A 21498-nucleotide genomic window follows, 5' to 3' on the forward strand; every position below is an offset into this window, starting at 1 on the left:
TCAACCTATCACTTATGATACAACAACTTAGGTAGAGGTCACAAACGCCTACGGCTATTAACTATCACGAGAGAACACAAATTGACCTTTTCCTTTGCGTTTTGCTTGGTACATCGCCTCATCGGCAACCTTTAGGATCACGTCTATATCACGCTCTGAACCATCAACTAAGTGTATGCCCAAGCTCGCTCCAACATGAAGCGAGCGCTGTTTATGGGTTACTTCTTGCCCGATCAGCTCCAACAGTCGCTCCGCTAACTTTGCTAACAAGACTTTGTTGGTTTGTTTAATAATAAGAACAAATTCATCACCCGACAAACGTGCTACCAAATCTCCTGCACGAACTTGAGATAACAACCGGCTCGATACTGCTTTGAGGATTTCGTCGCCCGCATCGTGTCCATAGTTATCATTAACGTGTTTAAAGCCATCGAGATCCAAATAGATAACCGCGAAGTGTTGATTAGAATAATGGCTAGACGTGACGACATCATCCATAACTTTATACAGCTGAGCTCTGTTGGCCAAACCCGTTAATGCGTCGTGATGAGCCAAGTGTTCGAGCCTTTCCATCTCTTTGACATTAGATAAATCAGACAATGTGAGTACCATATCAAACTCGTCTTTCTCGTTGTCTGACGAAACTCGATTCACTTTTACAAACATTGGAACCAAAGTGCCGGATGCACTCTTCTCCCATACCTCGCCTTGCCACTGGCCATAATTTTCCAATGAGCTGCGAATTGTCGGCATTAGGGATGAAAACTGTTGCCAAGAAAAAACGTCAAATGGTGTTTTGCCCACCAGCAGATCAGCGTGATAACCAAGAAGTTGGGTGACCGCTGGGTTGACCATGGTAATTACGTTGGATGAATTCAGTACGATTAAGCCGTCTTTACTGTTCTCAAAAACACCCGCTGCTATACGCTGGCGACTCATGGCCGTTTCTATCCCCGTGACATCTTGGATTGCATAAAGAATACGACCGTGCTTTGACAACGAACGGCTACTCACACGAAGCCAGCGTTTTGAGTGAAAGAGATCGGTGGTTTCGAGTAGTTCGTCATTGAGCTCAATATTAGCGTCGATAACCTCTTGTAAGAGCCCAGTTTGCTTTGTCGCAATCAACTCTTGGATCAATAAATTTTCAAGAAACGCTTCGGTACATTTAAAAATGTCACGAGTGGCAGCGTTCGCATGAACGATGAACCCTTTTTCATCGGCTACCAACAACGAGTGCTGAACAGTTTCAATTACCTCATTTGCAAACGACTTTTCTTCTTGTAGTTTATCGAGCGTAAAATTGATTTGGTTGTCACGATGTTGAAGTCTTTCGAGCATGGTATTAAAAGCTCGGACCAGATCCCCTATCTCATCGTGGTTCGTTGCGACTAATTTTTGTTGTTCTGAACGACGTTCAACAAAGGCTTGCATCGCCTCATTAAGGTCAAACATCGGTTCGATAATCAAGCGTTGAACCAATTTGACCAGTACCCCGCCTAAGATCACTAGAAACAGCAAATAGACGGCTGCAACCTTAAAAATATTCGTTAAGATCGTATTAAACGTTTCTTTTGATATTGTCACCCTCAAGTTAGCGATCACAGCGTCGTCCAGCGTCACCGGAACAAGCAAAAAGATGAAATTCTCGGAGATGGCAAATTGGTGATCCGCGATGTCATTTAATTCATCTGTATTCGGTCTTGGAACTAGCGTATTACTGACTTGATAACTCGCAAAAAGCTGTTCATTAATGTCATAGAGCTTCACCCTGACGATATCTTTATCCGCAACGAAGGCTGACAAAATCTCCTGAGCCGAAGATTTATCCTCAAATAGAATCGCAGCTTGTAGGTTATAAGCAACACCTTGTGCCAACACTTTAACTCGCTGAATAAGACTCTCTTTCTCTCGCTCAAAAGTGACAGTGTAATTAACTGATTGAATCGTCACAAAAGTAACCGCGATGAAGATGACAATCGGTAATATCAGCTTGTTTTTAATCGATAAATTATTAATGAAAGACAACATTATTGGCCCTCCACTATAGCGATTCGTAACAGGTTTGAGCCGATGACGTATTCACCGCGTCTTGCATTCACTAAGTTGATCTTAGGCTTTAGCTTATTATCGATGTGCGTTAGCTCAATGACTCCTCCCATGTCCGTAAAGTTTGGGATATCGCTAATCGTCACAGTATGTGGTGAGTGGGCTTTACGGCTAAATTCATCATTATCGAGATCAGATAGATAAGTGATATCACACTTAGGAGTCACCAATTGATGAACTTGAATAGCAAGAGAACGAATAGATTTTCCTTGTGTAATCGACGTCAGTGCTTTGCTTACCTTCTCATCGCCAATCACACAGAAGTTAACCGTATTCATGGTGCTTTCGTCGTTCCAACGAATAAAGTTGGCAATTCTAAATAGGTACACCGCTTTCACTTCATAAGGCTTGAAGCTAGCCGCCGATGTATTCAAAGGCACAATAAACATAGCTAAAGTGGCAAGGCTGAGCTTAGTAAAACCAAGCTTAATACGGTACTTGCGCCACTTAGAATTCATGAGAGACCCTCACATATACGGACTCTTGGTTAACACTTTTTTCAGACGTGAACTCAGCTTGATAACCGTCACTCTTACCAATGTTTTCAACGACCACTTCAATTAAAGGTGCTGCGGATGATTTTTTCCATGCAAGACGTGCATCAAAAGTTATTTCATGTGGGTAAGATTGCCATTCGTATTGAGTGCCATCGCCTGCTATCCAATAGTCTGGGTAATTCACGTTAATGTATTGGCCGATAACATCGAATTGCCAGCTATCGGTGATATTCCACATCAACTGTGCCGTGGCTAAATGTTCATTATCAATGTCATGATAGACGCCAGTTTGTGGGCTAGATTTAGGGTCATCACCCTTGTTTTCACCCTCTAACGTTGAATAGGCATAACTCAGGTAACTGGTGAGATCTTCTGTAATTTGATAACTTGCGCCTAACTCTAAGCCATAGGTTTTCGCTTTATAATCATCAGATAATGCACCGACATAGACATGATTCGCGGGGATATCATTCGGGTCATAGCTGTGGAAGCGTAGATTGTCATGTTCACTCAGGTAGATTGTTGCATCGAGCTCGAAATTTGAATTGTTAGAGTAACGATACCCCATTTCAGCCGTTATGACGTCCTCTATTTCAAGGTTAGAGTTTGATTTATAGACATCCAGATAACTGTCGTTTGAATCGGTATTATAACTGTTGAAGTAGTATGTAGAGTTTGAATCCATATATGATGGTGCAACCACTGCACGGCTGAGCCCCGCCCACACAGAATGACGTTGAGTTAACTTATATAAACCTCGCAATTGAGGTGAAAGCTCAGTTGAATCATTCTGTGTAAAGTGCTCGACCTTGGCACCAATAGTAATAGATAGCGCTTCCGTCATTTGAATTTGAGACTGTATAAAAGCGTTCGCAATATAATCGTTGGCAGATTGGATATTGTAGGCTCGACCTTCGTAATCGGGATTGTACCAATCAACCTCCGAAACTTGGCTAGACGAGAAATCAAGATACATATATCGCAGGCCACCACCGAGTGTCATCTGATGCTTTGCAGATAGCTGGTTGATATAGGTCGAGTCAAAATCGAGGGTCGAGTAGCTTCCCGGAGCATCTGGCGCGTTATCCTCATTATATTCCCCCCATAACGAATATGAGAGTGTCGAACTTTCATCAAAATGGCGAGAGTCGTTGAATTGGACGTAAACAGATTGGCTCTTGTTATCGAAATCATTGGCTTGTGAACCGACAAACGAACCTGAGTTATCATATTGGAACGTATAGAGTTCCGACTCGTAAAAGCTTTTCTCGCCGCCGATACGCAATGACCAGTTTTCTTCAGTATTACTTGGTTGAAACACCATCCCAGCCGTTTGCGCTTTCCATTTTTCAGATTCGTTTGTGCGATACGTGGGTTCTTCTCGGTACTTATAGAATGCACGCGCATTCACATCGTCATTCAAGCTTAAACCCTGACGAACACTAAACTCGTAATTTTTAGTATTAGAGGCGACACCAGAGAGATACGTCCCTTGAGTATCATTGGCAGACTTAGTAATGATATTTACCACACCATTAACCGCATTGCCTCCCCAAATCGTTCCGCCGGGGCCTTTTAATACTTCGATACGTTCGATGTCGGCAAGTATATAGTCAACATCGCTCCAATACGTGCCGCCATAGACTGGGCTAAATAAGCTTCGTCCATCCATCATCACGAGCATTTTGTTATACAGCCCATCATGAAAGCCGCGCGTCGAAACAAACCACGAGGTCTCGTTAAACTTAGTCACTTTGAGGCCGGGTACTAGCGTCAGCACTTCCGCAATGGTTTTAGCCCCACTGCGTTGAATTCGCTCATTAGAAAGTACATAAACCGATGAGGGAATGTCGGCAAGTTTTTGTGTCACTTTCGAAGCCGTTTCCATCTCAACATCTAACATAGACAACTCTTCAAGGCTCATCGACATGAGTTGGTCTAAAGAGTTTTCTTGAGCAGCTACAAAAACAGGTGTCGTTAATGCTAGTCCTAAGCAAACCTGGCGCGATATCATGTGCTCACCTAATATACAGATAGATATTAATCCTTTAATCAATAGTTCAACTATATATGAAATGCCATACTGGTAAATTTTCGGTGTCGAAAGTTTGAGTCAGGTCACTGTTTATTTATGGCATTTATAAGACCGTCATTACTTACCTCAACGTAAAGGATTAGCACCACGTGACAACGAAGATTTTGCTTAATTGCGACATGGGAGAAAGTTTCGGCAATTGGAAGATGGGCGATGATGAGTCGGTCATGGAATGGGTCGATATGGCAAACATCGCTTGTGGCTTTCACGCGTCTGATCCGCACGTTATGTCCAAGACTATTAAACTGGCACAGCACTATCACACCCAAATAGGTGCTCACCCTGGTTATCAAGATTTAGTCGGATTTGGTCGCCGTTCTATTCCGCACACCATGGATGAGATCAGTGAACTGGTTTGTTATCAAGTCGGTGCACTACAAGCCCTTTGCCGATATCACCATGCATCTGTTGGTTATGTGAAACCTCATGGCGCCCTTTACAACGATATGATGGCGAACATTGATGTGTTTAATGCGGTAGCACAAGCCGTCGCTGAATTTAACATCCCCTTAATGATCCTCTCTTCGTCAGACAATCAGCAGTATTTAGATATTGCTGACGATCATGACTTACCCCTCTTGTTTGAAGCGTTTGCCGATCGTGCATACTTGAATAATGGGCAGTTATCGCCGCGAACACAAAAAGGCTCGGTTTACGTCAATCAAGACGACATCTACAACCAAGTCATGCAAATCATTAACTACGGTTCGGTCACGACCATTGAAGGTGAAAGACTGCCTATTGAAGCCGATACCATCTGTGTTCATGGTGATAACCCCCAATCCATCGCACTAATTAGAAAAATCAGACAAGACCTCAACGCTTTTAACTAATATGAAGCGTGTGATTGGTATGGCGCATGGCCTTATCGCTCGCCTTACGAGCACTTAACCAATTGCTCGTAAGGTCTAATTGCTTTGTATTGGTTTGGACACGGAAGTTAGAAACGCCAAATACGCAAATAAAAGGCAGTAAGTAAATCAAAGGCAAACAAACGTATGGAAACGAAATGACGACGAATCAAATTGAATTCAATATAGCGCCAGTCGCAGAATGCAGTGTTTTGGTCACCTTGGCGCTATCGCCTTCAAATAATCAGTCTAGCGCCGAATATGCGCAGTACATGGCTCACTTTTCCGATGCCATTCGCCAAAATTTAGCATCGGTGTTGATGAATGTGACGCCGGCTTACCAAACAATATTGGTCGATTACCTACCTTATCGAATATCAGAACAGCAGCTCATGGAACAACTCAACGCCTTGTTGAGTCATGCTATTTCGTCTTTCTCTAGTGTTATTAACACGCGTAACACTATCGAGCTTCCCGCCTATTACTCACCAGAAACAGCACTCGATTTAGACCGATATCAAGCCAAAGGCATCTCGCTGGATGAAATCATTCAACATCACACCTCACAAACATACAGCGTCAGTGCGATTGGGTTTACGCCTGGCTTTGCGTTTATGTCTAATGTGGTCAGCGAGCTTGCTTTGCCTCGTCATTCAACCCCACGTTTAAGTGTACCGAAAGGCAGCATCGCCATCGCGGATACGAAAACGGCGGTGTATCCTTCGGACTCACCGGGCGGTTGGAATATTATTGGCAATTGCCCGATCGCACTGTTTGATCACAGCCAATTGAAGAACGCTGATACCACGCAAACGCCGCTGTCTCTACTTAATGTCGGTGATACGGTCCGTTTCATCGCGATTTCAAAACAAGAATTTGTAGAGCTTAGGCTTATGGAGATTAGTGGAGATGTCGCTAATGGTTAATACAATAGCTAAACCAACACTAACAGTGATTAAACCCGGCCCGTTGAGTTTGATTCAAGACTTCGGACGATTTGGTGTCGCTCACCTCGGGTTGACACAAGGCGGTCCTGTTGATGATTACTCATATAGCTGGGCCAATCACCTGCTCGGAAACCCAGTCAACCAAGCGGCGTTGGAAATCACGCTTGGGCAATGTGCGTTACGAATCGATTTTGATTGTGAGATGGCATTATGTGGTGGCGATTTACAAGCGAAGCTCGATGGCAAACCACAGTCGAACTGGCGTACTTTTCAAGCTTTCTCTGGGCAAGTTCTCTCATTTGGTTTACCTAAAAATGGTCTAAGGGCGTATTTAGCCATTAAGGGTGGCTTCGATGTTCCATCAACTCTTCATAGCTGTTCTACGGTGACTCGAGAAAAGATTGGTGGATTAACGAAAGATGGAGAGCCATGCCAGCAAGGGCAACAAATTGCGTTTACCCAACACAAACTCTCTCGCCTGTTTAAAGCGTTGAGTGTCACCTTCCGATACACGCCTAATTACAACCTACCAGTGAACCTGCGAGTGATTGAAGGCTATCAAAGCGAACTATTCTCCGAGTCAGCAAAAGAGACTTTGTATAACGCGCAGTATCACGTTGACCAAAATTCAAATCGCATGGGTTATCGACTGAGTGGTGAATCGGTTGATTCACCTGATATTTCGCTATTGTCAGAAGGCATTGCCTTAGGTGCGATTCAAATCCCCCAAGATGGGCAACCTATCGTGTTGCTTAATGACAGACAGACTATTGGTGGCTACCCAAAGATTGGATGTGTCGCCAGAATCGATTTACCGCGCTTAGCACAAGCCAAACCTGGACATGCGATATCATTCAGCAAGGGAGATCGCTTAGGCTTACAAGATGTTTGGTGCCAATGGGCTCAATTTTTCGGTTATTAGTTTTTGCTCTGTAGCTATGTAACTCTGTAGTTATGTCGCAAAGAATCTAAGAATCTAAGAATCTAAGAATCTTGAAAGAGTTAGCCAGGAAGGTTTCGTTTGGAAGATGTAGTTCAGGTAATTGACAAGATACAAGCAGGCGTTGCAGTTAAAGGTTCGGCTTACCTGTCAAAGTAAGCCGAATTGAAGATGTTCAGCGTAGTCGATTATGACTGAGTATTAAGCGTGATCTTGGCCTGACACCTTTGCAAGGGCTTCTGGGTATCCACGTTCTTGTGTCAAATCTATCGCTCTATTCTCAATGTCACTTAGATTAAGTGACATTGTCACTGAGTGTGTATCTTCAATCGATACTGACTCTGCGACATCAAACCAATGCTCAGCGACCTTTTGTGCAGCCTCTAGGGTTGAAGAAGCTTTCACTACTTCAAGTCGAGCATAGCGATCACCACAGAATGAAACGTCTGAAGCTCTTAAGCTCGGATCGGTTCCCGGAATCTGTTGTGCTCCAAACAAAGGCTTGCCACCTACCAATGCAGAGCTGAAACTTGGGATGAACTGAGACATATGCGTTATCGCTGCGCGAGTTCTTAATCCAAGCTGCTCTTCACTCCAACCAGATACGATTTTCTTAAGAAGCTTAGAAGGCAGCTGAGGCTGTGATGAATCTGTTGATGAAGAAACAAGCCCACCCTCAAACAGAGTAATCCCTTCTGTCATACCGTGAAGTTGGAATACACCATCAGCGTACGGTGTTAATTGAGCCATGCCTTGTGGTGTGCCTCTTGGGCCATGGAAGATAACCTCTGGCCACTCTTCCTTACATTCTTGTGAATACGGCCACTGCGTAACGTATGCGGCTTTGAACTCAACCAGTCTTTGCTGTTTAGAGCCGACAAAGTCATCCACAATGCCCGTTTCAAAGCCACTTGCATTAATCAAGTAATCGGTCGCTAGGTGACAGCTTTGGTTTTCGGCATCGGTATAAGTCAAAGACCAGCCTTGCTCTAACGATTCAACAGATTGCAATCGGCTATTGGTTAACACGGTGCAATTAGACTGTTGCCCCAAAGAGAGTTGAGCGGTTGCAGAGAGTCGGAATACACTCCAACCATACTCTTGAACCATAGCAACAGGATACTTAAGGGTTTCTAGATCCGTATGTTTAGCGAAAGGAATACACCACTCATCAAGCGATGTTGGTTTCAGAGGCTGTGCTTGGGTAGCAAGTGCTAATAACTCATCTTTACTATACAGCTTGTAATACTCTTCCGGTTGACCAAGCACTTGGTTGCTTTTATCTTGATTAACAAGCTCGGCATAAGCGTTCTTGATTATCTTTAGACGCGGAAGCAGATCCAACGGCTCTCCACCATCACTGTGTGGAACAGCAATAATTGTCGGACGAATATTGAGCGTATGAGGAAACAAACGAACGGTATCAATTGACTGCTTGAGCAACTGAAGACATTGCTCTACAGAAATATCTCGATACAAATTGCCACCAGCGTGCAGATGGCAAATTGGTGGACCATTAACCAAACTCGGTCCTTTTTCCAAGATAGTGACCTTATAACCCAACTCACTAAAATGAATCGCGCTCGTGGTTCCGGCAATACCACCACCAACAATGGCAATAGAAGGCTGATTTGTATCCGTTTTGTTGTGGTTCATCGTGTTCTATAGAATATGATTAACTGCCACTATTCTACTTTTGTTCTGCTACGAATTAAAACACATTTTTATCAAGGTCTTAGATAGGCAGTATTTAATATCTATGTAAAAAACCTAAATAATCTCTTGACTCAATAACTCAAGATTGAGTTTTAAAGGTTATTATAACCGTCACATTTGTCCTAAGTGACGCCACATAAAGGCTGCCTCAGTACTCTTAAAACATAGAGGTTAACTTATCCCTAAAGTTATCCACCGTTTTTGTGGATAACTGTTGATAACGTTCTTGCTAAGTTGCGCAAACCCTTTGTTTACAGGGACTAACCGCTGTTCATTAAATCGGCATTATTACGGGGTTAGTTTTAAAAAATGCTGAAAAGAGTGGAGAATAAGGTGCGATATTCGTTACTTGTGCTACGCATTGGTCAAATAAAAAACGGTCTAAAGCGACGCCTTATAAATAGTGCATAACTAAATATAAATAATGTCACTTTTAGACCGTTTTAAGCATTTGGTTAGATCTCGCTAGCGACTAACCAAAATCCTTGTTTACTGGTGCCAACAAACGTTTGATTAAGCTATTTACTACCGCGGCCAATGTGATGAACGTTAGCACGGGTAGCGCCATCCACAGCATTGGGTGGAGTGAAGGTTCTAACTCGAAGCCAAAGTTCATTACCCCTGCAACACTGAGTTCAGAACCCAGCGCAGCAATTGACCCAGCCACTAAGGCCATTAGCCCGTATTCACACCAAATGGTGTTAAGAATTCGCTTCTTGCTCGCACCTAAAGTGCGGTACAAACGTATCTCTTGTTGTCTTTGAGACAAGCTCAATCGCAACAGAGTAAAGATTAGCAACAACCCTGCTATCACACCCAGAGCCGCAAGTACGGTTATCGACCAAACAATCTGTTTGAGCAACTCTTGGATCTTGCTACCCATCTTACGAATATCCATCAAACTCACGGTTGGGTGATTTCGAGAGAGTTCGTTGAGCATCTGATTATGTTGTTCTTCTAGTCGGAAGCTGACGAGCCAAGTAGAAGGAATAGAGCTCAAGACATCTGGCGTAAATATGAAGTAGAAGTTCGGCTTCATTTCTCGCCACTCTACTTTTCGGATGCTGTTCACCTTGGCAGAGACATTCTGGCTGTTGATTGTGAACGATAACTCATCGCCAATCTTTAGACCCAGCTGCTCCGCGACATCGGATTCCACAGATACGCCCTGCTCTTGTGTCCAGCTGCCTTCTAACACTTCATTGTACTCAGGAAGGCTATCTCCCCAAGTGAAGTTGATTTCGCGGCTTAGTGCATCTGTTTCTTGTGAGGTATCACTGTATTTTGCCGCTTCAACGCCATTAATGGTCGTGAGTCTTCCTCGTATAATTGGAAACGCTTGAGTACGCTCTACTCCGTTTGCATCAATCGTCTCGAGATAACTGTCTTTCTCATAGCTCGCAATATTCAGCGCAAACGCATTAGGTGCGTTCTCGGGCAAGGTTTGTTGCCAATCCGACAACAAGTCACTTCTCACAAGCCATATGATCGATAGCAGCATCAAAGATAGCGCTAGAGAACCAAATTGAATCCCTGTTGCTAATGGTGTGCGATTAATTCGGCTCAATGCCAAACGCATAGATATCGACGTCGGCAGCTTGCCGACCAAACGCAGAACAAACGTACTGACAATCGCGAGCACTAAGAACAGGCATGCGATACCTGCTAGAACTATCCATACCAACAGATTGTCGCCGTACATCAGCATCATTGGAATTATAGGTACCAGCAATAACAAGTATTTCTTGTAGCTTTCATTTGATTGATGACTTGATTGAATCACGCTGATTGCCGAAGTGTTGACCAAGCCAATTAACGGAATACCAAGAGCAGGCACACCAATGAGGATACTTGATAAAATCGCCAAAATGACAGGTTCAATACCATAGCTAGGAAGTGGTGTTGGCAACAAATCACCTAATGGTATACGAAGTAGAAACTCTAAGCCGACCCCTATTGTAATTCCTAGTACAGCGCCGATGGCCACTAACAGAGATACCTGTACAAACAACCATTTAATGATCCATTGCTTGCTTGCGCCTAAACTCTTAAGCATCGCAATGGTTTTACGGCGACTCGCAACATAATGTTGGCAAGTAAGTACCAAAGTGGTCGCCGCCATGATCACAACGATAGCAACCGTTAGCGAAAGATATTGAGTTGTGCTCTCGAACATGTCGTTAGTGCGACTCGCTGAATCTTGCGTGCGCCAGCGATCGCTCGGTGTCAATTCTACGCTGTCTTGCGCGGCTTTCAGTTTTGTATCATCACCGTTTAGAAACAGCCTAAAGCTTACGCGACTGCCCGGTTGAATCGCTCCAGTGGCCTCGATATCGCTGGTATGAATTAGCACAGCAGGCATTTGTTGGAATGGGTTAAAGCTCAAACCTGGCTCTTGGGTGATACGCCCTGTTATCGTTAAATCGGCATCGCCAATAGTGACATTGTCACCAATTTCAACCTCAAGCTGTGCAAATATACGCTCGTCTAACCAAAGTTCACCTGGCGCAACATGGTTACTAGACACATTGTCCGCACCTTCTAGTATCATTTCTCCACGTAATGGGTAATTACTTTCAACCGCTTTCACCGTCACTAGCTGCATCGAGTTATCACTGAATGCCATCGTTGAAAAACGGGTCAACTGAGAGCTTTTTAACTGTTCAACCTGAGTGAGGTCCAGCAAGGGTTGCGGGATTGGGTTTGCTGAGATAAACACGCTATCGGCAGTAAGCGCATCTTTGCCCTGTTTAACAATCACCTGCTCCATACGTTCGGCCAATGCCGACAATGCAAAAACACACGCAATGATCAGTGTTAATGCTATGGAAACTGGCCATAACTGACCGTGTCGAATCTCTTCGATACTCCATGAGAACAGGCGTTTATTCAGTCCGTTTGATGAATTCAATTTAGACTTCCTCTATCTGACCGACATGCATCTTAAGTGTTCGTTGGCAACGTTGTGCGAGTTTAGGATCATGCGTCACTAGAACAAGCGTTGTGCCATGTGATGAGTTCAACTCAAACAACAACTCGACAATTTTGGCTGCAGTTTGTTGGTCTAGGTTGCCTGTGGGTTCGTCAGCAAAAAGGATTTTTGGCTTGATCATAAAAGCTCGAGCTAAAGCGACTCTTTGTTGTTCACCGCCTGATAGTTGAGATGGCAGGTGATCAAGCCTGTCTTTTAAGCCCACTGATTCAAGCAAAGCCGTCGCACGTTCGATGTCTTCGTCTTCCCCTTTAAGTAGACAAGGAAGCGTGACATTTTGCAGCGCAGAAAGGCTTGGGATTAATAAGAAGCTTTGAAATACAAATCCTACCGATTCACTGCGGATCTTAGCCCTTGCTTCATCATCAAGCTGTGAAAGTGGCTGCCCTAATAAACTGATTTCGCCTTTCGTTGGCACATCAAGCCCTGCAAGCAATGTCATTAGGGTTGATTTACCTGCGCCAGACGTGCCGACAATCGCGACAGTTTCACCTTCACGAATATCAATATCGACGTGCTCTAGGATTGTTAAATGTTCTTGATTAGTAGACACTGTCTTCGAAACAGCTTCAGCTTTAATGATGGATGTATGCATGACTCGACTAATTTCCTTTTTATTCTTTATTATATTTTCAACCGCTTCTTTGGCTCAAGATACCGAGTTAGATTCTAAGTTACTGGTACTTGGTGATAGCTTGAGTGCTGGTTATAACATGGACATCAAACAGAGTTGGCCAAGTCTATTGCCAAACGCATTAGCGAAGCATGACAAAACAGTTACCGTGGTAAACGGCAGTATTTCGGGCGACACAACTGGCAACGGGTTAGCTCGTTTACCACAATTACTCGAAGAACATGCTCCAGACACTGTTCTTATCGAACTCGGTGCAAATGATGGCCTTCGTGGCTTCCCACCTAAGCTGATGTCTGCGAACCTTGATCAAATCATTGAGCAGATAAAAGCTGCGGGCGCCAAGCCAATTATGATGCAGATTAAAATCCCACCGAATTACGGTAAGCGTTACAACCAGCAATTTGAATACGTTTTTGCAGCGCTTGCTGATCAACAAAATGTGCCGCTTTTGCCGTTTTTCCTAGAGCATATCATCCTTAAACCTGAGTGGATGATGAACGACGGACTGCATCCAAAACCAGAAGCTCAACCTTGGATCGCTGAATTCGTCGCCGAAGAATTATATCAGTATCTTTAAGTTTTAATGGTCTAGCTCAATAAATTTTACACAGCTTTACGTTAGCCTGAGTGCATATCACCGTTAACTGTAAGGTTATTTATGCTGATCGAACCTATTATCAAGGGTGTGGTAGCCAAAAGCGCTCACCCTCTTGGCTGTCAAGAAGCTGTAAAGCAACAAATCAAGTTTGTTAAGAGTGCGCCGCAAATCAAAGATGGCCCCAAACGAGTACTGATTATCGGCGCTTCCTCAGGCTTCGGCCTTGCCGCTCGTATTGCCGTGACCTTTGGCGGTGCAAAAGCTGACACCATCGGCGTCTCATTCGAGCGCGGTCCTAACGAAAAGTCCCTCGGTAGTGCTGGTTGGTACAACAACATCTACTTCAAGAAAGAAGCCGAACGAGAGCAACGCACTGCTATCAACATCGTTGGCGATGCATTTTCACAAGAAACACGTACACAAGTTGTCGAAGCCATTGAAACCTACTTCGAAGGTGAAGTGGATCTGATTATCTATAGCTTAGCGGCGGGCGTTCGACCTAAGCCAAATACTGATGAGCTTTGGCGTTCTGCCATTAAGCCTATTGGTGAAAGCGTTACCGGCGCGACTATCTCGCTAGAGCACGACAACTGGGTGACAGACACACTTGCGGCAGCGACGGAAGAAGAAGCCGAAAGTACACTCAAAGTCATGGGCGGCGAAGATTGGGAACAGTGGATAGATGAGCTCATCAACGCTGAATCCATTGCCCCTGGTTGTAAAACCATCGCATTTTCCTATGTTGGTCCAGAAGTCACGCACCCTATTTACTTAGACGGCACTTTGGGACGCGCTAAAATAGACCTTCATCAAACCAGCCATGCGCTGAATCTTGAACTAGCAAACTTCGGCGGTAATGCCTACGCAACTGTGTGTAAGGCACTCGTCACCAAAGCCAGTGTATTCATTCCGGGATTAAGCCCTTACCTACTCGCTTTATATAAAGTGATGAAAGAGAAAGAGACCCACGAAGGCTGTATCCAACAAATGCAGCGTCTGTTTAGTAGCAAACTCTATGGTCAATCAAAAGTCCCTCTGGACGGCGAACGCCTAATTCGGATGGATGAATGGGAACTCGATCCAGAAACCCAAGCCCATGTGACTGAGCTACTTGAAGCTATGGATGAAAACAACTTTCAAGCAATTGGCGACTATCAAGGATTCAAAGAAGAGTTTTTACAGTTGAACGGTTTTGCTCAACCATCGGTAGACTATAAACAGAAACTTAACACTGAAGATTTTATAAAGTTAAAGCCTTAATCGAAACTTATCTCATTACTGAGACCCAGATTCACATTTGAAAACCTCTGCAATTTTGCAGAGGTTTTTTTGTGCAACATTTCTTATACTTAGTAAAAGTAAGATTCACAGTTTATTTGGTTCATCTTAATTAACACAGGATGTGTTGATGCATTTAGCATAATTGACTCGGAGTCATATGAAGAAGATAAAAACGATAGACTTAGATATCCCTGACGATATGGCCTCCAGCTGGCAGAATATTGTCGACCTCTTGGCTCAAATCACCAAAGTGCCTGCCGCACTTATCATGCGTGTTCACACCAACTATATTGAAGTCTTCTCTACCAGTCACAGTGAGAATAACCCTTACAACAAAGGCGATTCTGAAACCTTAGGAAATGGGCTTTACTGCGAAACGGTGATGGAGTCTCAGCAACAACTTGTGGTGCCCAATGCGCTTGCCGATCCTGATTGGAAAAACAACCCCGATACAAAGCTTGGCTTAATCTCTTATTGTGGCATTCCGCTATTTTGGCCTAACGGCGAATTGTTCGGCACCATTTGTATCTTGGACTCGAAAGAGAATCACTATACGCCTACCTATATCAAGCTATTAGAGAGCTTTCGTACCTCGATAGAGTCCCAGCTTAAAACCTTGTTTCAGCACGCTAAGCTCACCCAAATGAATCGTGACTTAAAGAACCGGGTCTACACTCGCACTAAAGATCTTGCGAGCCTCAATTATTCTTTAAACCAAGAGATTGATAAGCGAAGAGCGGCTGAACAAAAGATAAACTTCCAAAAGAATCATGACATCGGCACCGGTTTTTTGAACCGAACCGCATTCGAGTCTCGCCTAAATAACAAACTATCGTCACAACAAAGGCTGACGGACAGTTCATTTGCGGTTATTCATATAGGGTTTACGAATGGAAGGCGCATACAGGCTCGATATGGCTATGACGCTTTAGACCAAGTGTTGGTTGAATACCGAAAACGTATCGACAGTGTCTCTGATATCGAGGTACTAACTGCACGCCCTACTTCTATCGATCTCGTACTGGCGTTCAGCGTAAAAGATTTGCACCAACGCTTAGAAGAACTTTGCCAGACGCTCGTTAAGGTCGGCCATTCAGAGTTCGATATCGACAGTGACAAAGTACATTTGCATGCTTTTATCGGGATTGCGATTACTGATAACGAAGACGATGCGGAAAGCATTCTCCAGAAATCATCAGAAGCCATGCTCGCCTGTAAAGATTCCGGGCAAAAATTCGCTTACTACTCTCAATCTCATACTGAACAACAAAGTCACATCAATAAGATCGAAGGTTATTTGCTTCAAGCCGTCCGTAACGATGACCTCATGCTCTACTTTCAACCTAAGGTATGTCCATTAACGCATCGTTGGGTTGGTGCTGAAGCCCTACTACGTTGGCGTCATCCAGTTTTAGGTGATATCTCCAACGAAACCTTGATACATATGGCCGAGCAAAACGGTTTGATTTTCGAAGTCGGAAGCTTTGTTCTGCGTAATGCGATTGAAAAAGCGAAAGAGTGGTCGCAATACGTTGAAGATTTCAAGATGGCTGTGAATGTGTCTGCAATTCAACTCAAGAACGTGCACTTTGCGGAACAAGTGGTTCACCTACTCGAAACCTATCACCTAGAACCTCATTTTTTGGAACTCGAGGTGACAGAAAGTGGCCTGATTGCCGATGAAGTTGTCGCGAAGAATACCTTAGAATCGCTGCATGACATTGGCGTTACATTGTCACTGGATGACTTTGGGACGGGCTACGCCTCTTTCAGTTATCTCAAGAAATTTCCGTTCGATACGATTAAAATTGATAAGAGCTTCATCGATCAGATGCTTAACTCACACGAAGACTCGGAAATCGTTCGTTCTATTGTCCAAATCGCGAAGAAGCTCGACCTAAAAGTCACGATTGAAGGGATAGAATCTGAAGTTCAGGAGCAATTTATTATCAACGAGGGCTGCGATGTGGGACAAGGTTACCTTTATGGGCGGCCAATGCCGAGCCAAGAATTCGAACACAGTTTAATCAATCAAAACTATTTGGGGACAACCCGTTACGCTTAAAGCAAAAAAGAGCAGTTTGTTTTGGATTTAGGCCACCTTTCTCTTTACTCTAAAGGTGGTGATTTTTATAATCGCCGCCTTTCTGTTTTAATCTTCCCTTTATATAGGCATTCCTCGTTATGGATCAGTTGACTGCAAAGCTTAAAAAGCTCGAAAAACAAAACTTCCGCGCATATCAACAAATTAAAGGTCAATACGACTTTGCTGATTTCGAATTACACATCGACCACGTTCAAGGTGACCCGTACGCATCTTCTTCACGTTTTCGCGCAACACGCGCCTGGTCGTTAACAGGGTTAGGTTGGCTGAAAGAAAAGTCTTACGAATACCAAGTAGCAGCGCGTGATTTCATTGCACGTAGCTTCTCTGAATTTGCTAAGCAAGAAACGACTGTGTCTATCGCACTAACAGGCCAAACTGTTTTGGATAACACATCTGTGGTTTTCACCGAGCACGGTATCGAAATCCGTTTTCGTATCAACCTACCTGCTGATGGTCGTAGTATTCTTGCAAAGAAAGCAATCAACATCATTACATTCTATTTGCCTAAGTTTATTCGTCGCGCAACGCTTGAACGCGAACTCAACATTGAAGCGATGATTAAGCATTGTGAAGCCGTTGAAGACCAAGACGCGTTGCGTGCTCAATTGGAAGAAAACAACCTAGCGGCATTCGTAGCAAATGGCAGCGTATTACCTCGTATTGCTGGTAACTGTGACCTACCAATGAAAGGTGCGGTGCCTTTCTCTGCTCCAGAATCGTTGAGTGTTACGTTAAACACACCGAACAAAGGTGATGTGACTGGCCTAGGCATTCCAAAAGGTATCACGCTAATCGTTGGTGGTGGTTTCCATGGTAAATCTACGCTGTTGAACGCCGTTGAACGTTCTATCTACAACCATATTCCTGGTGACGGTCGTGAAGGTATCGTGACTGCGACTGATACAATGAAGATCCGTGCTGAAGATGGCCGATGTGTTCACAACTTGAACCTATCAAATTACATCAACCATTTGCCGATGCAAAAAGACACGTCTGATTTCAGTACACAAGATGCGTCTGGCTCGACATCGCAAGCGGCTTGGCTACAAGAATCAATTGAAGCAGGCGTTCAAACGCTACTTATTGATGAAGATACGTCAGCGACTAACTTCATGATTCGTGACGAGCGTATGCAAGCGCTTGTATCAAAAGGGGCTGAGCCTATCACTCCACTTGTTGACCGTATTGGCCAACTTCGCGAAGAGATGGACATCTCAACTATCGTGGTAATGGGTGGTTCTGGTGATTACTTAGATGTTGCTGACACTGTGATTCAAATGCACGACTACCAAGCGGTAGACGTCACTGAAAAAGCACAAGAAGTCATCGCTCAACACCCTACTCAACGAACTAACGAATGTGAGACAGCATTAGAAACGTTTGTTCCTCGCTCGTTAAACCGTGCTGCACTGATGAACATTCTTACTGACGGCAAATTCCGAGTTAACGCGAAAGGCAAAGAGTCACTGCGTTTTGGTAAGGAATTCGCTGATCTTTCTGCATTAGAGCAGTTAGAGTCAACATCAGAAGTGAACGCGATTGGTTGGGCATGGTTCCAGTTTGCACAAACTCCGGGTTGGTCAAACAACCCTGCTAAAGAGTTTAGCGCTATCTTAAGCGATGAGTGGCACGTTAATATGCCAAACTACGGTGATTTAGCGAAACCAAGAGTATTGGATGTAATGGCCGCACTAAACCGTATGCGTAAATCTCAGTTCAAACCTTCGAACTAAGTTAGATCCAAGCATCATAAATTGTATGGACGGCCCTCATTGTGAGGGCCGTTTTTTTATTCGCTAGCTCTATATCTAGATCTAAAGCCTTAAGACCGTCTCCTGCCTCACTTTTCTTGTTTGACGATAAAACCCACCAATATTGTGCTTATCCTAAAAATCATGACACAGCTTTTACAAAACTATGGCGATATTCATATAAAGTTCCGACTCGACAAGTGTAACCAAATGTAACAACCCTTTGAGGCTTCAATGAATCATAAACGCGTTAAGATGCGTGACCATAAAAAAGAAGTAAATCTGTTCAAAAACCGTGTAACCGTTGCGTTTTGTGGGATCTTGCTGTTCACTCTTGTCTTAGTCGGCAACCTTTACCGACTTCAAGTCGAAAATTTTAAAAGCTATCAAACCCGTGCCGATGGCAACAGAATCAAAGTATTACCTATTCCCCCGACTCGCGGGCTTATTTACGACCGCAATGGTGTGTTACTCGCCGAGAATGAACTTGTCTTTAATCTGACGATGATTCCAGAGCAAACTGATGACGTCGATGCAATGCTTGCCAAGTTGGACAAATACATCCCGCGAGAGGCTGAGCAGATTGCTCGTTTCAAAAAGCGTTATCACAACACTCGCCGTTTCAAATCGGTCACGATCTTAGAGAACCTAAGCGAAGAGGAAATTGCTAAGTTCTCAGTGCACCAGTACCAATTCCCCGGCTTATCGATCGATACCAGCTTGAAACGATTTTATCCAAATGGAGAGGTACTTACCCATGTCTTAGGATATGTCGCACACATCAATGATAGCGATCTTAAGAGACTAGAAGAAAAAGGCATCGAAGCGAATTATCAAGCGACGACCATTATCGGTAAGCTTGGTGTTGAACGTTATTACGAAGATATCCTCCACGGTACCAAAGGTTATCAAGAAGTCGAAGTAAACAGCCGTGGGCGAGTCGTCCGCACCATTGAGTATGTAGCTCCGGTAGCAGGAAAAGATATCGTTTTAAATATCGACCTCGAACTACAAAAATACGTATTCGACCAGCTTGATCACCGAACAGGCAGCGCGGTCGTTCTAGATCCGAAAGACAACAGTGTACTTGCAATGGCATCAAGCCCAAGCTACGACCCGAACCTCTTTGTCGACGGTATTTCTAGCAAGAACTATCAGCGTTTATTGAATGATCCTGCTCACCCATTGGTAAACCGCACTACTCTCGGCGTTTATCCTCCGGCATCTACCATCAAACCATTTATGGCAGTCGCTGGCTTGCAAGAGCATGTCATCTCTGAGGATACGATTCGTAATGACCACGGTTCATGGCAAATTCCTGGTTCTAAGCGTAACTCTAAATCATGGCGAGACTGGAAACGCTGGGGTCACGGCCCTGTCGACGTTACTCAAGCCATTGAAGAGTCAGTGGATTCGTTCTTCTATCAAACCGCTTTTGACTTGGGCATTGACCGTATCTCAAGCTGGATGAATCGCTTTGGTTTTGGTGAACCTACAGGTATCGATATCTATGAAGAGAGTACCGCCAATATGCCAACTCGAGAATGGAAGATGATGCGCTATCGTACCCCTTGGTATCAAGGTGACACAGTCCCTATTGGTATTGGTCAGGGTTATTGGACATCTACGCCAATGCAACTGGCAAAAGCGACTTCAGTGTTGGTCAATCATGGAAAGGTGATGCCACCTCATATCCTGAGAGCAATCTTGGATCATGGTGAGGACTTTGACACACAACAACTCGTTAAACCTGAACCTATGCCATCTATCACTGAAGTCCCTAACAAAATATGGGATGTACCCATCAATGCAATGAGACTGGTAAACCACGGCAGTCGAGGTAGCGGCAGGCGCGCATTTAAGGGAACCAACTACACTAGCGGCGGAAAATCAGGTACGGCACAAGTATTTGATCTTGCGAAAGATCAGGTCTACAACTCGAAGAAATTGGCTAAGCATTTACTCGACCATGCGCTTTACACGGCCTTTGCACCTTATGAGCACCCTGAATACGTCGCGACGGTGGTCATTGAACACGGTAACGGAGGTTCAAAAGTTGGCGCGCCATATATCCGTAAAGTACTCGATTATGCATTTGAGCATAAAAGTGGCCAAAACAAAGATAACTCCTAATACCAAGAAAGCCCCACTCTAGATTCATAGTATGGGGCTTTTTATTTAAGAGTTGCATTAGACGTAGACGTAGCTAGAGACTTCGTTAGGTTACGAGCTTCTCAATATATGCCATGCTTCGCACAATGTCTGAAACTTAGCCGTGTTGCCCTCGTCCCGATCTGGATGCCAGCGCAAAGCCAATTGTCGCCAGCGCTTTCTAATCTCATGATGAGTCGCGTCCAACGGTAACTCAAACAAGTTTAACGCTCGGCTTCTATCCATATCGAGCTCATCACCACCGACAAACTTTCTGTACCGAGTCCAGAACTCGTTCAGCAGCCTTTTGACTTCGCCCTCGTCCGCTTCATAGTTAATCCAATTAATGTAGTATTCTCGAAGTGGGTCTTGATGATCGATGCTGTGACTGCTTCCGTGATAACGACCATTCATCAATTCAATGTCCATCGCTTGGACTTGTAGCCAACCATCAGGGTGTAAGGTTTCTTGAAGCTGATAAAGCGCATTCATGATGAGGAAGTTCTTTTTAAACAACTCTTTCTCAGGTGCTGGGTCTAGCACCGGCACAAATCCAAGGTCGTTAAGGTGAGCCGCCAATGTGTGTACTTTCCAGCCGCTTGGCTTTTGCTTAAGCACTTCCATAATCGGCCAAAGCAATGGGTTCTCCATATGGCAATGGAAGTTTGCTCTCACCTCTTGATGATTCGACATAGTGGACTCAGTTAGATTTTCTGTATTAATGGATGACTAGGGCATTGGATACAATGAGCAACCTACATCATAACCAGTGGCGTATCTCTTTTAATTGAAAGCGATTTTCCGCGATTTGTCGAGCTAATGGACCAAC

The 21498-nt window shown here is 44.2% G+C and carries 15 protein-coding genes; 8 read left to right on the forward strand and 7 right to left on the reverse strand.

Going from position 1 to position 21498, the window contains the following annotated elements; all coding sequences use genetic code 11:
- Positions 1–57: 57 nt before the first annotated feature.
- Genes AC3CID_RS19645 through AC3CID_RS19655 form a run of 3 tightly spaced genes read right to left on the reverse strand, consistent with a single transcriptional unit; the run spans position 58 to position 4620 of the window.
- Positions 58–2031, reverse strand: a complete 1974-nt coding sequence (locus tag AC3CID_RS19645) for a diguanylate cyclase domain-containing protein (protein WP_237288883.1) — start codon at positions 2029–2031, stop codon at positions 58–60.
- Positions 2031–2567, reverse strand: a complete 537-nt coding sequence (locus tag AC3CID_RS19650; RefSeq protein WP_237288884.1) for a YfiR family protein — start codon at positions 2565–2567, stop codon at positions 2031–2033. The genes AC3CID_RS19645 and AC3CID_RS19650 overlap by 1 nt, the downstream gene beginning before the upstream one ends.
- A complete protein-coding gene (locus tag AC3CID_RS19655) occupies positions 2557–4620 on the reverse strand; it encodes a TonB-dependent receptor plug domain-containing protein (protein WP_488527960.1) in 2064 nt (687 codons plus the stop codon). The genes AC3CID_RS19650 and AC3CID_RS19655 overlap by 11 nt, the downstream gene beginning before the upstream one ends.
- Before the next feature lie 170 nt (positions 4621–4790).
- Between AC3CID_RS19655 and AC3CID_RS19660 the strand changes: the two genes are divergently transcribed.
- The 3 genes from AC3CID_RS19660 to AC3CID_RS19670 all read left to right on the forward strand — a co-directional run bounded on the left by AC3CID_RS19660 (position 4791) and on the right by AC3CID_RS19670 (position 7421).
- Entirely contained in the window at positions 4791–5534 is a 744-nt protein-coding gene (locus AC3CID_RS19660) for a 5-oxoprolinase subunit PxpA (RefSeq protein WP_017064591.1), read from the forward strand.
- 176 nt (positions 5535–5710) lie between these two features.
- Positions 5711–6478 (forward strand): 5-oxoprolinase subunit B family protein, encoded by a 768-nt coding sequence (locus AC3CID_RS19665; RefSeq protein ID WP_237288887.1) that lies wholly within the window; start codon positions 5711–5713, stop codon positions 6476–6478.
- The gene (locus tag AC3CID_RS19670) at positions 6471–7421 is read left to right on the forward strand and encodes a 5-oxoprolinase subunit C family protein (protein WP_488527961.1); all 951 of its coding nucleotides are present in this window, start codon (positions 6471–6473) and stop codon (positions 7419–7421) included. The genes AC3CID_RS19665 and AC3CID_RS19670 overlap by 8 nt, the downstream gene beginning before the upstream one ends.
- 219 nt (positions 7422–7640) lie before the next feature.
- Here AC3CID_RS19670 and AC3CID_RS19675 read toward each other — a convergent pair whose 3' ends face one another.
- The 3 genes from AC3CID_RS19675 to AC3CID_RS19685 all read right to left on the reverse strand — a co-directional run bounded on the left by AC3CID_RS19675 (position 7641) and on the right by AC3CID_RS19685 (position 12742).
- Positions 7641–9095 (reverse strand): FAD-dependent oxidoreductase, encoded by a 1455-nt coding sequence (locus AC3CID_RS19675; protein WP_488527962.1) that lies wholly within the window; start codon positions 9093–9095, stop codon positions 7641–7643.
- A gap of 532 nt (positions 9096–9627) precedes the next feature.
- Positions 9628–12066: an ABC transporter permease gene (locus AC3CID_RS19680; RefSeq protein WP_488527963.1), complete on the reverse strand. Its 2439-nt coding sequence runs from the start codon at positions 12064–12066 to the stop codon at positions 9628–9630.
- A 1-nt stretch (position 12067) separates the two neighbouring features.
- Positions 12068–12742 (reverse strand): ABC transporter ATP-binding protein, encoded by a 675-nt coding sequence (locus AC3CID_RS19685; RefSeq protein WP_004730959.1) that lies wholly within the window; start codon positions 12740–12742, stop codon positions 12068–12070.
- On the opposite strand from AC3CID_RS19685, the gene AC3CID_RS19690 reads away from it, so the two are divergent.
- From AC3CID_RS19690 to mrdA, 5 genes are all read left to right on the forward strand, one after another.
- A complete protein-coding gene (locus tag AC3CID_RS19690) occupies positions 12741–13358 on the forward strand; it encodes an arylesterase (protein ID WP_004730957.1) in 618 nt (205 codons plus the stop codon). The genes AC3CID_RS19685 and AC3CID_RS19690 overlap by 2 nt on opposite strands.
- Positions 13359–13439: 81 nt before the next feature.
- Entirely contained in the window at positions 13440–14639 is a 1200-nt protein-coding gene (fabV, locus tag AC3CID_RS19695) for an enoyl-ACP reductase FabV (RefSeq protein WP_171314447.1), read from the forward strand.
- Between the two features lie 178 nt (positions 14640–14817).
- Positions 14818–16725, forward strand: a complete 1908-nt coding sequence (locus AC3CID_RS19700) for a bifunctional diguanylate cyclase/phosphodiesterase (RefSeq protein ID WP_488527964.1) — start codon at positions 14818–14820, stop codon at positions 16723–16725.
- A 119-nt stretch (positions 16726–16844) separates the two neighbouring features.
- A complete protein-coding gene (locus AC3CID_RS19705) occupies positions 16845–18500 on the forward strand; it encodes an ABC-ATPase domain-containing protein (RefSeq protein ID WP_237288892.1) in 1656 nt (551 codons plus the stop codon).
- A 252-nt stretch (positions 18501–18752) separates the two neighbouring features.
- A complete protein-coding gene (mrdA, locus tag AC3CID_RS19710) occupies positions 18753–20651 on the forward strand; it encodes a penicillin-binding protein 2 (protein ID WP_488527965.1) in 1899 nt (632 codons plus the stop codon).
- Between the two features lie 90 nt (positions 20652–20741).
- Here the strand turns inward: mrdA and AC3CID_RS19715 are convergent, their stop codons facing one another.
- Positions 20742–21362: a DNA-J related domain-containing protein gene (locus tag AC3CID_RS19715; protein WP_065206102.1), complete on the reverse strand. Its 621-nt coding sequence runs from the start codon at positions 21360–21362 to the stop codon at positions 20742–20744.
- Between the last annotated feature and the right edge of the window lie 136 nt (positions 21363–21498).

It is taken from the genome of Vibrio sp. QJM3NY_21 (assembly GCF_057785975.1).

Excerpts from the sequence above, each read along its gene's own strand:
- AC3CID_RS19670 (WP_488527961.1), top strand. The coding sequence starts at position 6,471 with ATGGTTAATACAATAGCTAAACCAACACTAACAGTGATTAAACCCGGC.
- AC3CID_RS19690 (WP_004730957.1), top strand. The coding sequence starts at position 12,741 with ATGACTCGACTAATTTCCTTTTTATTCTTTATTATATTTTCAACCGCT.
- AC3CID_RS19705 (WP_237288892.1), top strand. The coding sequence starts at position 16,845 with ATGGATCAGTTGACTGCAAAGCTTAAAAAGCTCGAAAAACAAAACTTC.
- AC3CID_RS19715 (WP_065206102.1), bottom strand. The coding sequence starts at position 21,362 with ATGTCGAATCATCAAGAGGTGAGAGCAAACTTCCATTGCCATATGGAG.
- AC3CID_RS19675 (WP_488527962.1), bottom strand. The coding sequence starts at position 9,095 with ATGAACCACAACAAAACGGATACAAATCAGCCTTCTATTGCCATTGTT.
- AC3CID_RS19645 (WP_237288883.1), bottom strand. The coding sequence starts at position 2,031 with ATGTTGTCTTTCATTAATAATTTATCGATTAAAAACAAGCTGATATTA.
- AC3CID_RS19685 (WP_004730959.1), bottom strand. The coding sequence starts at position 12,742 with ATGCATACATCCATCATTAAAGCTGAAGCTGTTTCGAAGACAGTGTCT.
- AC3CID_RS19650 (WP_237288884.1), bottom strand. The coding sequence starts at position 2,567 with ATGAATTCTAAGTGGCGCAAGTACCGTATTAAGCTTGGTTTTACTAAG.
- AC3CID_RS19700 (WP_488527964.1), top strand. The coding sequence starts at position 14,818 with ATGAAGAAGATAAAAACGATAGACTTAGATATCCCTGACGATATGGCC.
- fabV (WP_171314447.1), top strand. The coding sequence starts at position 13,440 with ATGCTGATCGAACCTATTATCAAGGGTGTGGTAGCCAAAAGCGCTCAC.
- AC3CID_RS19655 (WP_488527960.1), bottom strand. The coding sequence starts at position 4,620 with ATGATATCGCGCCAGGTTTGCTTAGGACTAGCATTAACGACACCTGTT.
- AC3CID_RS19665 (WP_237288887.1), top strand. The coding sequence starts at position 5,711 with ATGACGACGAATCAAATTGAATTCAATATAGCGCCAGTCGCAGAATGC.
- mrdA (WP_488527965.1), top strand. The coding sequence starts at position 18,753 with ATGAATCATAAACGCGTTAAGATGCGTGACCATAAAAAAGAAGTAAAT.